The organism is Bacterioplanoides pacificum (assembly GCF_042648445.1).
Classification (GTDB): domain Bacteria; phylum Pseudomonadota; class Gammaproteobacteria; order Pseudomonadales; family Oceanobacteraceae; genus Bacterioplanoides; species Bacterioplanoides pacificum.
Window position 1 is genome coordinate 500,952 of record NZ_JBHRYB010000005.1, and the last position, 12,260, is coordinate 513,211.

A 12,260-nucleotide genomic window follows, 5' to 3' on the forward strand; every position below is an offset into this window, starting at 1 on the left:
TTCTGAAATTGCACAGTAATAGCACTTGATTTACGGCTTTTGGTTGTGATTAACCTTTTTAATGAAAGGGTTATTGCCGGGATTTGCGGACTTTCCTGAATTTTGCTTTTGCCCGTCGGGTAATTTTGGGACAATGCAGAGAATTCAACTCCGTTATTAGTTTTATTCATGACACAGCCTCAGAAGCACCTGTTTTCTAATTATCCGTATTGGGCCGAATGTTTTGGTACGGCGCCGTTTTTACCCATGTCCCGGGAGGAGATGGATCAGCTCGGCTGGGACAGTTGCGACATTATTCTGGTAACCGGAGATGCTTACGTCGATCATCCCAGCTTTGGTATGGCGGTGATGGGGCGGATGCTGGAGTCCCAGGGCTTTCGGGTGGGTATTATCGCTCAGCCTGACTGGAATGATCCTCAGGCATTTACCCGGCTGGGAAAACCGAATTTTTATTTTGGTGTCACCGCCGGCAATATGGATTCGCTGATCAACCGTTATACCGCCGATCTGAAGGTGCGTTCCGACGATGCTTACACGCCTCACGGTGAACCGGGCAAACGTCCGGATCGGGCGGTGATTGTGTATTCGCAGAAATGCCGCGAAGTCTATAAAGATGTACCGATTGTGATTGGTGGTATTGAAGCCAGCTTACGCCGGATTGCGCAGTATGATTACTGGTCGGATCAGGTGCGGCGTTCAGTACTGATTGATTCCGGTGCGGACATCCTGCTGTACGGCAATGCCGAGCGGGCGATTGTGGATCTGACCCACCGGCTGGCGGCGGGTGAAGCGATTGACACCATTACCGACCTGCGCGGCACCACCATTGTGCGCGATGCCACGCCGGCGGGCTGGACGGAAATTGACTCGACCCGCATTGACTGGCCGGGGCATATCGATCAGCTGCCGAATCCGTACGATATGAAAGAACCGAACAGCGACAGTTGTGCTTCTTCGCAGCAGGACGAAAATGCCGCTGACGACGTGATGCCGGTGAAAATTATTCCACTGCCGTTGCAGCGTAAGGTGGAGCACGATAGCGACACCACGGCGATTCGTTTGCCATCGTTTGAAAAAGTAAAAAATGACAGCGCTTTGTATGCTCACGCTTCCCGGGTGTTGCATCAGGAGTCCAACCCCTATAACGCCCGGCCACTGATTCAGAAACATGGCACACAGGAAATCTGGGTAAACCCGCCGCCGATTCCACTGGAAACCGACGAAATGGATTCGGTATTTGGTTTTGCCTATCAGCGTGTGCCACATCCGAGCTATGGCGATGCCCGGATTCCGGCGTATGAAATGATCCGCTTTTCAGTGAATATTATGCGCGGTTGTTTTGGTGGTTGTACTTTCTGTTCTATTACTGAACATGAAGGTCGTATTATTCAGAACCGTTCGCAGGAATCCATTATTCACGAGCTGGAAGAAATCCGCGATAAAGTACCGGGCTTCACCGGCAGTATTTCTGACCTGGGCGGGCCAACCGCCAATATGTATATGCTGAAATGCAAAAGTCAGGAAATTCTGAAAAACTGCCGGCGTTTATCCTGTGTTTATCCGGGTATCTGTAAAAATCTGGAAACCAGTCATAAACACACTACTGAATTGTATCGCGCGGCACGCGCTTTGCCGGGAATCAAACGTATCGCCATTGCCTCGGGCCTGCGTTACGACCTGGCGGTGGAGGATCCGGAATACGTACGTGAACTGGTGACTCACCATGTGGGTGGTTATTTAAAAATTGCGCCGGAACACACGGAAGAAAATGTATTAAGCAAAATGATGAAGCCGGGCATGGGCACCTATGACCGCTTTAAGCGTATGTTTGATAAGTTCTCTAAAGAAGCCGGTAAAGAGCAATATTTAATTCCTTATTTTATTGCCGCTCATCCGGGTACCGAAAATAAAGATATGATGAACCTGGCGCTGTGGCTGAAACGCAATAAATTCCGGGTTGACCAGGTACAGACCTTTTACCCGTCGCCGATGGCACTGGCCACTGCGATGTATCATTCCCAGCGTAACCCGCTGAAGCGGATGAGTTATAAAACGCCCAAAATAAATATTCCGCGCGATATTAAACAACGTCGTCTGCATAAGGCCTTCCTGCGTTATCACGATGCCAAAAACTGGCCGATGTTGCGTGAGGAATTAAAGGCGATGGGACGCCATGATCTGATTGGTTCCGGCCCGAACGCGCTGATCCCGGCCGAGGATGCCGTCTCTTCCAGTAAGCGCGGCCAGCGACCGGGCTTTAAAAAGCCGTTAAAAGGCAAGGCTGCAACGCCGGCAAAAAACGCAGATAAAGCGGCGAAGGGGAAAGGTAAAAAGCCACAGCAGAAATCAGTTGCAGCCAAAGCTGCAACCTCAGGTAACCTGGCTGGCGGAAAAAGCAAGCGGGTACGTAAACTGAAATAATGTGAACAGACCTCAATGCCAGCCTTATCGGCTGGCATTGAGGTGAGCTTTAGTCGCTTTTTTTATCGCTCATCTGGGCGATTTCTTCCAGCCGTTTGATGATGTCGCCATTGACGCTGTCTGGTGGGAAGTCGCCATTATCATCAGCCTGGCCGGCTTCACGGTGCAATAATAATTCCATCGCCTGGTCGACGTGAGCAACCGCATGAATGGCAAACTGACCGTCGTTAACGGCGTCGATGACTTGCTGTTTTAACAGCAGATTATTGGCATTGGAGGCGGGGATGATAACGCCTTGCTGGCCGGTCAGGCCACGCGCCTGACACAGGCGGAAAAATCCTTCGATTTTTTCGTTAACCCCGCCAATAGCCTGCACTTCACCATATTGGTTAACGGAGCCGGTAATGGCGAAGCTCTGGTCGATGGGGGCGTGGATCAGTGCTGAGATCAGACACACCAGTTCCCCCAGTGAAGCGCTGTCGCCATCGATATAGCCATACGACTGTTCCATCGCGATATGGGCCGAGATCGCCAGCGGGAATTTTTGTGCATAACGATTGCCCAGGAAGCCACTCAGAATCATCACCCCTTTGGAGTGAATGGCCTGGCCCAGGGAGACTTCGCGTTCGATATCAACCACGCCTTTTGACCCCGGGTGGACCGTGGTGGTAATACGTGCCGGCGAGCCAAAGCTGGTATCACCGAGTGCCATGACGGTGAGGCCGTTAATTTTACCGATGGCTTCGCCGCTGGTTTCCAGTAAGACGGTGCCGTCCATCATTTGCTCAAACAGTTTGTCATATACCCGTCCGGTGCGTTCCTGCTTGGCACTGATGGCACGGTTGATATGAACGCAGTCGATGGCCGGGTCGCCGGCCATCTGACGCAGAAAGTCGGCTTCCGCCAGCAGGTCAAACTGATCGCCGATGCGGGCACTGAGCACGTCCTGTTGTTCCGCCAGCCGGGCGCTGAATTGCACCATACGCACCACTGCGTCGCGGGTCAGGTCGGCATAGCCCTGCTCATCGATACGGCTTTTCAGCAGCCGGGCATAGCCACTGAGGTTATCAGCCGTGAGCGGCAGGTCGGAGTCGAAGTCCACCACGGTACGGAACAGGCGTTTAAAGTCTTCATCATATTCCTGCAGCAGGTAATAGATCTGGCGAGAACCAATTAACACCACTTTGACGCTCAGCGGGACCAGTTCCGGCAGCAGGCTGGTGGTATTGATCAGGCCCATTTCGGAGTAGGGCGAGTCGAGTTTCAGATGGCCTGACTGAGTCGAGCGTTTCAGTGCGTCCCATACCCAGGGCTCCGATAACACCTTTTCGGCATCCAGAATCAGATAACCACCATTGGCTTTATGCAGAGCGCCGGGACAGATGCGCTGGAAGTTGGTCACCAGGGCGCCCTGATCGGAGGCGTATTCGATACGGCCGAACAGGTTGGCATAACTGGGGTGAGGTTCATACACCACCGGCGCGCCACTGTCGGCAGCATGGCGGGTGGCAAAGTTGGGCATCAGCGACTCTTCCATGCTGGAGCGCTTAACGTATTCTTCGCGCAGTTCCAGCAGTTTGTCATCGACCAGTTCTTCCAGTACCAGGCGTGGCAGGTGCTCTTCCATTTCGCTGAGGTAATCCAGCAGCGGCTGCTGTTCGGAGAAGCTGGCCCGGACCGGTGCTAACAGCGGAGCGATAGCCTCTTTAATCGTTTCCTGATTCAGCTGACGCAGCGCGTCACTGCTTTCGCGCTTCCATTGAGGCAGCTCCGACAAATGTTCTCCCAGCATTTGTTCCAGTGCGCCGATGTCGTCGTGAAAGGTATCGCGTTCTTCTTCGGTCAGCTGGGCAAATTCGGTTTCGTCCAGCGCTTTACCGTCCCGCATGGGAGTGAAGCTGATGGTGGACGAATCGCGATACAAAGCCACGCCACGTTTATGGGCTTCCCGCTCAACGGTTTCGATGGCTTTGTCGTATTTGCGGTTAAACACATAATCGATGGCCGATTTTTTCTGCTGGTACGCCGGGTGTTCAAGCGCGGCCGGGAAGGTTGCCAGCAGCTGGTCGATTAATGTGGAGATATGTTGTTTGAACTCGGATGCCTGTTGCGGTTCCAGTTCCAGCGCTTTCGGCTCACGCGGGTTTTTAAAATTATTAACATAACACCAGACGTTGGGCGTGGCCTGACGTTTGGCTTCACTTTTCAGGTAGTCTTTGACGTAAGAGGAGCGGCCGGTACCGGAATCGCCCATTACAAAAATATTGTAGCCCGGGCGTTGCATGGCAACGCCAAACTGTATGGCGTTAACGGCCCGGTCCTGGCCTAATACCCCCTGAAACGGTTCGAGCTCGGAGGTGTCGCTGAAGTTCAGTTGGCTATCACTGATATGGCAGGATAAAGAGTTGGCCTTAAGCCGGGTGTTTGAACTCATAAATGTCTGATTCACGTCTTTTAACGGTATTCACTGTCGGTTGTCAGCGCCTACAGTAGGGAGAAGTCGCGGAACACGCAAGCTTATTGATTTTGCAGCGTCCAGCTGGATAATTGCGGCTCGTTTTGCAGAGGTCAGTATGTCGGTACAACCAGAAGATCGCACCACCATAGATATGTTTGCCCGCCGCGGTCGTGGCCGGCCGCGCAGTAATCCCTATGATCGTGCTTTGCAGTGCCGGCAGAATAAACGCACCCAGCGGATGCGTGATAAGGCAAATGATATGCGCCGCCTGGAGGTGCGCATCGAAGGCCGGGTGGTGGATGGTCTGGATGATGCCTGTGAGCTGCTGAATATGTCGCGGGCTGAAATCATGGAGCTGGCGCTGAAACAATGGCTGCATATCTGACATTTGCTTGAAATGGCCTGTCTGCGCCTCTAATATCAGAAAAATAGCGACAAAGTTATCAAAACACACCAGGGATTTGTGGTGCAGCGACATAAGGAAGCGTATATGCAAGGGACCTCTCTGTGGTTTTCCGGCCGGATTCTGTGGCTGGCTCTCTTTATTATCTCGGCGGCTGGCTGCTCGGCCGCCCCTGTTTCTGAACAAGGCCAGCCGGCCGAAGGTGAGGTGTCACTGACCGAGTCTGGTCTGACGCTGCAGCCGGTGTCGTTATACGGCGATCCGGATATGGCGCTGGGGGCGGTGTGGCAGGCACAGGATACGGCCTTGCTGGTGTGTGATCAGCAGGTGCGGCGACCGCAGTCGCAAAAGCCGCTGGTGTTATATCTTGATGGTGAGCTGGAGTACCTCAGTTACGCTGGTGAGGCGGGCGGCGGATGTTTTCATTATCGGGCCGATAGTGCGCAGTTGCGGCGTATCGCCGTCAGTAAAACGGCCATTCTGCGATTATTTTTTGAGCGCGAAGTATACGAACATCGCATCTCAGGTACCGTCTCTGATTATTTCTCCCGACCACGGTTTTATGGGCCGCAGTCACGCATCCTTGAGTTTGTTGAGCGCTTGCCGCTTGATGGGCAGTTGTTGAAAACCTCGGCAAATCAATTTGTGGAAGGATAACTGCTTGATTTAAAAATAAGTTTTGGTAAAGTACGCGCCACCTGAAGTTCTTCAGGTCGTTATGGTGGCCTCTGCTGGTCCCCTCGCAATGATAGGCTGCGAACCCCGCCAGGCCCGGAAGGGAGCAACGGTAGTAGCTGACTCGTGTGCCGGGGTGTGGCTGGTGGAGGTCATCTCCAGTTCTGCTTAATCTTTTCTTTTGTTATCCGCTTCACCGACTGATGCCTGACTTTCGTGGTCCGACAAGGTATTATGCGCACCAATGTGTCACCTTCCTGAATGGAAAATTCATGAGTTATCAAGTACTTGCCCGTAAATGGAGACCCCGTTTCTTTGATGAAATGGTCGGGCAGGAACACGTCCTGAAAGCCCTGATCAATGCCCTCAACGATGAGCGGCTGCATCATGCGTATCTGTTTACCGGCACCCGGGGGGTGGGGAAAACCACCATTGCCCGTATTCTGGCCAAATGCCTGAATTGTGAGCAGGGCGTCAGTGCCCGGCCGTGTGGCAGCTGCAGTGCCTGTCAGGAAATTGCCGACGGCCGTTTTGTCGATCTGATCGAGGTCGATGCGGCGTCGCGGACCAAGGTCGAGGATACCCGCGAATTACTTGATAACGTTCAGTACGCACCTACCCGGGGTCGTTTTAAGGTTTACCTGATTGACGAAGTGCATATGTTATCGACGCATTCCTTTAATGCGTTGCTGAAAACCCTGGAAGAACCACCGGCTCACGTTAAATTTTTGCTTGCGACTACCGATCCGCAAAAGCTGCCGGTCACTATTTTGTCACGTTGTTTGCAGTTCAGTCTGAAAAACATGACGCCGGAGAAAATTGTCGGTTACCTGGCTCAGGTGCTCGATGCCGAACAGCTGCGTTATGAAGAGCCGGCGTTGTGGCAGTTGGGGCGCGCCGCCCAGGGCAGTATGCGGGATGCCTTGTCACTGACCGATCAGGCTATTGCTTATGGTGAAGGGCAGGTTGGTGAGGCTCAGGTGAACGCCATGCTGGGCACTATGGACCGTGGCCGGCTGTTTAAGCTGGCAGAAGTGATGGCGCGGGCCAATGCCAGCGAAGTGCTGACGGAAGTGGCGGCCATGGCCGAACACGGCCCGGATTACGATGAAGTACTGCAGGGGTTATTAACCATCTGGCACCGGGCATCATTGGCTCAGGTGGTGCCGGATGCGATTGATAACACCCAGGGTGATCGTGACGCCATTATGCAGTTGTCGCTGAATATGCAGCCGGAAGATCTGCAGTTGTATTACCAGATTGCCTTGTCTGGCCGCGCTGATCTGAATCTGGCGCCGGACCCGCGTCAGGGCTTTGAGATGGTGCTGCTGCGTATGCTGGCATTCCGCCCGGCGCCTCAGGCACCGCTGGAGATGAATCTGGAGACGGCGTTGCAAGCGTCTTCGGACGGTGAAAAAAAAAAGTCGCTGACGACTGAGTCGTTATCCGGCTCGTCGACATTGCCACAACCGCTGAGCGACTCTGCAGCGGCGGTTGATGCCGGAACGAACGATTCGGGTGTTGACGTCCCGGTTATTGATGACTCGGGTATTGATGATCTGAGTCACACAGATACTGAGGCCGTTGCTGAGCCTCAGGAAGTTGCACTTAGTCCGTCATCCGATGCTGGCGTTGCCCCTGTCGCTGAGACACAGCGTGCTGCGACCTTGCTGAATAATACGGTATCGCCGCCGCCCGCCGAGGCTGCGGTTGTACCCGATGTGGCGTCGCAACCTGAGTCAGAGGTTCAGGCTGAGGCAGCGGCTATCGCTGAACCGGGCCCGCTGGTCCCTCATAACTGGTGGCAGTGGGTCGATCGTTTGCCATTGGCGGGCTTGCCGATGGCGATTGCGCGCAACAGTGCGCTGGTGAGCACAGAAGGAAATGTGTTCGTTTTCGATGTGGATCCGGCGCAGGGTGCGTTGTTTAACGATAGTCAGCAGGTGCGTATTCAGGATGCATTGCGGCAGCTGATTCCGGGTGCCAGTATCGAGATGAATCTTCAGCCTCCGCGGGGGGAAACACCCGATCAGAGGCGTCAGCGGCTGGAAGCGGAAGCTTTCTATGCGGCGAAACAGTCCATCGAATCGGATCCGGTGGTTAATCATATTCTTAACGAACTGGGTGGTTATGTGGTGGAAGACACCATCCGCCCACTGAGCTGAAACAGCCGAGGTAACTTTTATGATGAAAGGTGGAATGGGCAACCTGATGAAGCAGGCCCAGAAGATGCAGGAACAGTTGCAACAGGCCCAGGAAAAGCTGGCCGATGCTGAGGTGACGGGTGAGTCCGGCGCTGGTCTGGTGAAAGTCACCATGAACGGTCGCCATGATGTTAAGCGGGTTGAGCTGGATGACTCGCTGATGGAAGAAGACAAAGAAATGCTGGAAGACCTGTTGGCCGCGGCGGTGAATGATGCGGTGCGCAAGATCGAAAGCAATAACCAGGAACAGATGTCAAAAATGACTTCGGGTATGGGTCTGCCACCGGGTATGAAATTGCCGTTCTGATACGGAGCCGGCATGAGTGCTAATACCGGGTTTGACGCTTTTTTTCCTCGTCTGGTGGCAGCGCTGGATCGTTTACCGGGGGTAGGCGAACAGGCCGCCAGGCGCCTGGCGCGCCATCTGATGGCGGATGATCAGGGGGCTGAACTGGCGCGCCTGATTGCTGCCGCTCAGAACGACTTCCGGTTATGCCGTTGTTGTCGCATGTACAGCACGGAGGAACTTTGTCCGTCGTGTTGTCAGTTGTCAGCCGATGGGCGTTTGCTGGTGGTTGAGCAGGCGGATGAATTATTGCACTGGCGTAACGCCGGTTATGCCGGAGCGGCGTTTGTATTACACGGGCTGTTGTCGCCAATGACGGGGCGCGGGCCGTCACAGCTGGGCCTGGCGTTGTTAAAGCAGCGGGTGGCTGAGGAAGGCATTGAACGTTTGTTGTTATCGCTCGACGACAGTGTTGAAGCCCGGGCAACCGTGACCTTTATTGCTCAGATGGTGCCTCAGGCGGAGGTGCAGCGTCTGAGTGTGGAGCAAATTAAACAGCAGTTGCTGATCGAAAAGGAGCCCGGTTGATGGCATCCCTGGCATTTGAGCCACATTGGATAAATACCAACCAGTTATTGGCTGAGGTGTGTCAGTCCTGGTTGCAGGAGGCGTATCTGGCGGTGGACACCGAGTTTGTGCGTACCACCACCTTTTACCCCAAAGCCGGATTAATTCAGGTGACCAGCAGTGTGGCAGATTACCTGATTGACCCGCTGGAGATCAGTGACTGGCAGCCGTTGCGCCAGGTATTCGAGCACCCGCTGGTGGTTAAGGTGTTTCACGCCTGCGCAGAAGATCTTGAGGTGTGTCGTCAGTTGATTGGTTGTGTGCCGTCGCCACTGGCTGATTCGCAACATGCCGCCGCATTATGTGGTCTGGGTGGTTCGATGGGGTTTCAGCGTTTAGTGGCCGAGGTATTAAACGTCGATCTGGCGAAAGGCGAAACCCGTTCTAACTGGTTAGAGCGGCCGTTGCGTGACGAACAGATCCAGTACGCTGTTGCGGATGTGTATTATCTGTATCGGCTCTACCCTAAGTTGGTGGCTCAGCTGAAGCAGCTGGGGCGTGAGTCCTGGCTGGCAGAAGACTGTCAGCGGCTGGTGCAGCAGGCCATGGCGCCTGATGATCTGGCGGGTCAGTATCGCCGGGTGAAGCTGGCCTGGAAGTTACGGGCTCAGGAGCAGTTTGTACTGCAGCAACTGGTGGTGTGGCGTGAGCAGCGTGCCCGTGAACGGGACGTACCGCGCAGCAAAGTGATTGATGATGGCACTCTGTGGAATATCGCCCGCTATAAGGCCAAAAACCGTGACCAGCTGGCCCGCTCGGGAATGAAACCGGGGGCGCTGAAGCAGGATGGTAAGGCCATTCTTCAGATCGTAACTCAGGCGCTGGCGATGGATAGTGACCATTGGCCCAGGCAGTTGGATAAGCCGTTGTCGCCGGATGCCGGTCAATGGCTGAAAGAGCTGAAGAAGATTATTAATCAGCGAGCCGAGACGTTGCAGATTCCTGCCGATTTGTTAGTCCGTAAAAAAACACTGGAAGCGTTGTTGCGCTCGGCATACCCCTCTGGTCAGGGGAGGTTGCCTGAATCTTTGCAGGGATGGCGTAAAACAGAAATAGGTGAGGCTTTGCTGGTAAAGCTGGCCGAGCTGAATAATGCCGCCTGACGGGCGGGCAATGAGAGTTAAGATGAAAAAGCTGTTGTGTGACGTTTATCGTTCGCTGAAAAAAGATGAAGCCTATTTGTACGTCGAACAGAAAACCGGGCTGAAGGACTTGCCGGAGGCGTTGCTTGAGGTGTTTGGCCCGGCGGAAAAAACACTGACGTTGATTCTGACAGAGGACAAAAAGCTGGCGCGGGCAGAGGCTGCCAAGGTGATGGCTGATATTGAAGAGCAGGGATTCTATCTGCAGATGCCGCCGGCGCGTGAAACTTATATGCTGGATCTGTTCTGCAAAAAAGACAAAAGTGACCATGAGTGCTGAACCGTTCTGGCGGCGTAAAACGCTGGCGCAAATGAGTAAGGCGGAATGGGAATCTTTGTGTGATGGCTGCGCTTTGTGCTGCCTGCACAAACTGGAAGACGAAGATACCGGTGAGGTGTATTACACCGATGTTCACTGTCGTTATATGGATACCGGTAATTGTCAGTGCACTGTCTATCTGCAGCGCAATAAAAAAGTACCCAGCTGCGTCTGGCTGACGCCGGAGCAGGCGGAAAGTTTTTTCTGGTTGCCGCAGAGTTGTGCTTATCGCCTGCTGGCTGAAGGCAAAGATCTGCCCGCATGGCATCCGTTACAAACGGGGGATCCAGAGTCGGTGCATCGCGCTGGTATTTCAATTAAAAACAAAGGCATAGCCGATGATCAGATTGCCGAGGAAGACTGGCAGGAACGAATCATCTGGAAGGCCTGACAAGGTGTAGGAATGGAAGGTATTTCTCAGTACGCCATATTCTGGCTGATGTATCTGGTGTGTGCTGCAGTGGGGTATTGGTGTTGGCAACGGTTATTTTTCTGGATGAAGCCAGGTAGCGATGTCCGTCGGTTTTTTTACATGCTGGGGGCGGTGTTGTTATTCACGCCGGCTCCGATTGAACCCGACTCCATGTATTTCGCACCGGCGATGATCGTGTATCCGTTTACCCTGTTGACCACTACCGCCGAAGCGGCTATGTACGCGGCAAACTGGTTTTTAGCCGGACTTGTGGTCGGGGCAATAGTGCTGGCGCTGATACAGATGACCCGTTTCGTTCAGAATCGCCTGCAGCCTGCCAGCGACGAATAAACCCTTGCTGTTATGACAACAAGCTGCCTCTCTGTCCGGGAGGTGGCTTTTTTTGTTTTAGGGCTGTTTTTTAGGCTTGATCAATTAATCACTGCTCAAACACTTTTTTATTACTTTTCTGGCTAACCCCGGATTCTTTGCTAGCTTTAATGCAGGAACGTTCTGCTGTTATCGGCTCTGGCGCTGTTGCGGAATGACAATATTAACTGGGGGTTCTTCCATCAACGGAGTAATCGGATTTGGAAATCAGATGTTCTGGTTTCTGATGGATGAGGGTTGGAAATATGGCAAATCATATCTTTATTCTGGCTACGGTCATGCTGCTGGCTGGTATTTTTGGGGGGTTGGTGAATTATTACCTGTACGGTGATAAAGATCCGGACGCCGCCAGCTTACCGCGTTTTCTGGTGGTCGGGGTTGGTGCTTCATTTCTGGTGCCGGTTGTGCTGGACATGGTGAACAGCGAGCTGGTTCTGGAGAGTCAGGGGGACCCGTCGAGATTATTAATTTTTACCGGTTTTTGTTTGATTTCGGCGTTACTGAGTCGCTTCTTTATCGACAATCTGTCCGATCGTATTCTGAATGAAGCGCATGTGGCGAAATCGCGTTCAGAAGAAGTGCAGCAAAATCTGCGCACTATTCAGAATGAATTGTTACCACTGATTGATACTGAAACTGAGCAGGACGCCGCGAGTGAAGATAATCAGGTGCATGCCATGGTGGATGAGCTGGACGTTACCTCAACTCAGGTGCTGAAAATTTTGTCCAGCGGGCGGTTTATTTTCCGTTCATTGGCCGGCGTTTGCCGTGAAGCAAATGAAGAAGAGTCCACGATTCTGAAAACTCTGCATGTACTGACTATCCGCAGCCTGGCGGGTAAAGTCAGCGGTAAAAATGGTGTCCGCTGGCACATCACCGAAAAAGGACGTCGGGTGCTGGAAAGCAACCTGTAAACGGATACC

General features: G+C 53.3%; 12 protein-coding genes and 1 other RNA gene. 12 read left to right on the top strand and 1 reads right to left on the bottom strand.

What is annotated here, in order from left to right; genetic code table 11:
• Positions 1–168 precede the first annotated feature (168 nt).
• Positions 169–2,421 carry a YgiQ family radical SAM protein gene (locus tag ACFOMG_RS06880; RefSeq protein WP_376865624.1) on the top strand — a complete coding sequence of 751 codons (2,253 nt, stop codon included), beginning with the start codon at positions 169–171 and terminating at the stop codon, positions 2,419–2,421.
• A 49-nt stretch (positions 2,422–2,470) separates the two neighbouring features.
• On the opposite strand, the gene ACFOMG_RS06885 is transcribed toward ACFOMG_RS06880, so the two are convergent.
• Positions 2,471–4,855 (bottom strand): Lon protease family protein, encoded by a 2,385-nt coding sequence (locus tag ACFOMG_RS06885; RefSeq protein WP_376865625.1) that lies wholly within the window; start codon positions 4,853–4,855, stop codon positions 2,471–2,473.
• Between the two features lie 139 nt (positions 4,856–4,994).
• Here ACFOMG_RS06885 and ybfE point away from each other — a divergent pair, with 139 nt between their 5' ends.
• From ybfE to ACFOMG_RS06940, 11 genes are all read left to right on the top strand, one after another.
• Positions 4,995–5,264 (top strand): LexA regulated protein, encoded by a 270-nt coding sequence (ybfE, locus tag ACFOMG_RS06890; RefSeq protein WP_376865626.1) that lies wholly within the window; start codon positions 4,995–4,997, stop codon positions 5,262–5,264.
• Between the two features lie 105 nt (positions 5,265–5,369).
• The gene (locus tag ACFOMG_RS06895; protein WP_376865627.1) at positions 5,370–5,939 is read left to right on the top strand and encodes a hypothetical protein; all 570 of its coding nucleotides are present in this window, start codon (positions 5,370–5,372) and stop codon (positions 5,937–5,939) included.
• 72 nt (positions 5,940–6,011) lie between these two features.
• An RNA gene (gene ffs / locus ACFOMG_RS06900) (signal recognition particle sRNA small type) lies at positions 6,012–6,108 on the top strand.
• A 121-nt stretch (positions 6,109–6,229) separates the two neighbouring features.
• Positions 6,230–8,122, top strand: coding sequence for a DNA polymerase III subunit gamma/tau (gene dnaX / locus ACFOMG_RS06905; RefSeq protein ID WP_376865628.1), 1,893 nt, complete (start codon positions 6,230–6,232; stop codon positions 8,120–8,122).
• A 19-nt stretch (positions 8,123–8,141) separates the two neighbouring features.
• Entirely contained in the window at positions 8,142–8,468 is a 327-nt protein-coding gene (locus ACFOMG_RS06910; protein ID WP_376865629.1) for a YbaB/EbfC family nucleoid-associated protein, read from the top strand.
• 12 nt (positions 8,469–8,480) lie between these two features.
• A complete protein-coding gene (locus ACFOMG_RS06915) occupies positions 8,481–9,035 on the top strand; it encodes a toprim domain-containing protein (protein WP_376865630.1) in 555 nt (184 codons plus the stop codon).
• Positions 9,035–10,177, top strand: coding sequence for a ribonuclease D (gene rnd / locus ACFOMG_RS06920; RefSeq protein WP_376865631.1), 1,143 nt, complete (start codon positions 9,035–9,037; stop codon positions 10,175–10,177). Before ACFOMG_RS06915 ends, rnd begins: the two co-directional genes overlap by 1 nt.
• A gap of 22 nt (positions 10,178–10,199) precedes the next feature.
• Entirely contained in the window at positions 10,200–10,496 is a 297-nt protein-coding gene (locus tag ACFOMG_RS06925) for a YcgL domain-containing protein (RefSeq protein WP_376865632.1), read from the top strand.
• On the top strand, positions 10,486–10,926 hold the full coding sequence (locus tag ACFOMG_RS06930; RefSeq protein ID WP_376865633.1) for a YcgN family cysteine cluster protein: 441 nt from the start codon (positions 10,486–10,488) through the stop codon (positions 10,924–10,926). Before ACFOMG_RS06925 ends, ACFOMG_RS06930 begins: the two co-directional genes overlap by 11 nt.
• 12 nt (positions 10,927–10,938) lie before the next feature.
• The gene (locus tag ACFOMG_RS06935) at positions 10,939–11,298 is read left to right on the top strand and encodes a hypothetical protein (protein WP_376865634.1); all 360 of its coding nucleotides are present in this window, start codon (positions 10,939–10,941) and stop codon (positions 11,296–11,298) included.
• 284 nt (positions 11,299–11,582) lie between these two features.
• On the top strand, positions 11,583–12,251 hold the full coding sequence (locus tag ACFOMG_RS06940; protein ID WP_376865635.1) for a YEATS-associated helix-containing protein: 669 nt from the start codon (positions 11,583–11,585) through the stop codon (positions 12,249–12,251).
• The last annotated feature ends 9 nt before the right edge of the window (positions 12,252–12,260 follow it).

Excerpts from the sequence above, each read along its gene's own strand:
- ACFOMG_RS06895 (WP_376865627.1), top strand. The coding sequence starts at position 5,370 with ATGCAAGGGACCTCTCTGTGGTTTTCCGGCCGGATTCTGTGGCTGGCT.
- ACFOMG_RS06940 (WP_376865635.1), top strand. The coding sequence starts at position 11,583 with ATGGCAAATCATATCTTTATTCTGGCTACGGTCATGCTGCTGGCTGGT.
- ACFOMG_RS06885 (WP_376865625.1), bottom strand. The coding sequence starts at position 4,855 with ATGAGTTCAAACACCCGGCTTAAGGCCAACTCTTTATCCTGCCATATC.
- ACFOMG_RS06915 (WP_376865630.1), top strand. The coding sequence starts at position 8,481 with ATGAGTGCTAATACCGGGTTTGACGCTTTTTTTCCTCGTCTGGTGGCA.
- ACFOMG_RS06935 (WP_376865634.1), top strand. The coding sequence starts at position 10,939 with ATGGAAGGTATTTCTCAGTACGCCATATTCTGGCTGATGTATCTGGTG.
- rnd (WP_376865631.1), top strand. The coding sequence starts at position 9,035 with ATGGCATCCCTGGCATTTGAGCCACATTGGATAAATACCAACCAGTTA.
- ybfE (WP_376865626.1), top strand. The coding sequence starts at position 4,995 with ATGTCGGTACAACCAGAAGATCGCACCACCATAGATATGTTTGCCCGC.
- ACFOMG_RS06930 (WP_376865633.1), top strand. The coding sequence starts at position 10,486 with ATGAGTGCTGAACCGTTCTGGCGGCGTAAAACGCTGGCGCAAATGAGT.
- dnaX (WP_376865628.1), top strand. The coding sequence starts at position 6,230 with ATGAGTTATCAAGTACTTGCCCGTAAATGGAGACCCCGTTTCTTTGAT.
- ACFOMG_RS06910 (WP_376865629.1), top strand. The coding sequence starts at position 8,142 with ATGATGAAAGGTGGAATGGGCAACCTGATGAAGCAGGCCCAGAAGATG.
- ACFOMG_RS06880 (WP_376865624.1), top strand. The coding sequence starts at position 169 with ATGACACAGCCTCAGAAGCACCTGTTTTCTAATTATCCGTATTGGGCC.
- ACFOMG_RS06925 (WP_376865632.1), top strand. The coding sequence starts at position 10,200 with ATGAAAAAGCTGTTGTGTGACGTTTATCGTTCGCTGAAAAAAGATGAA.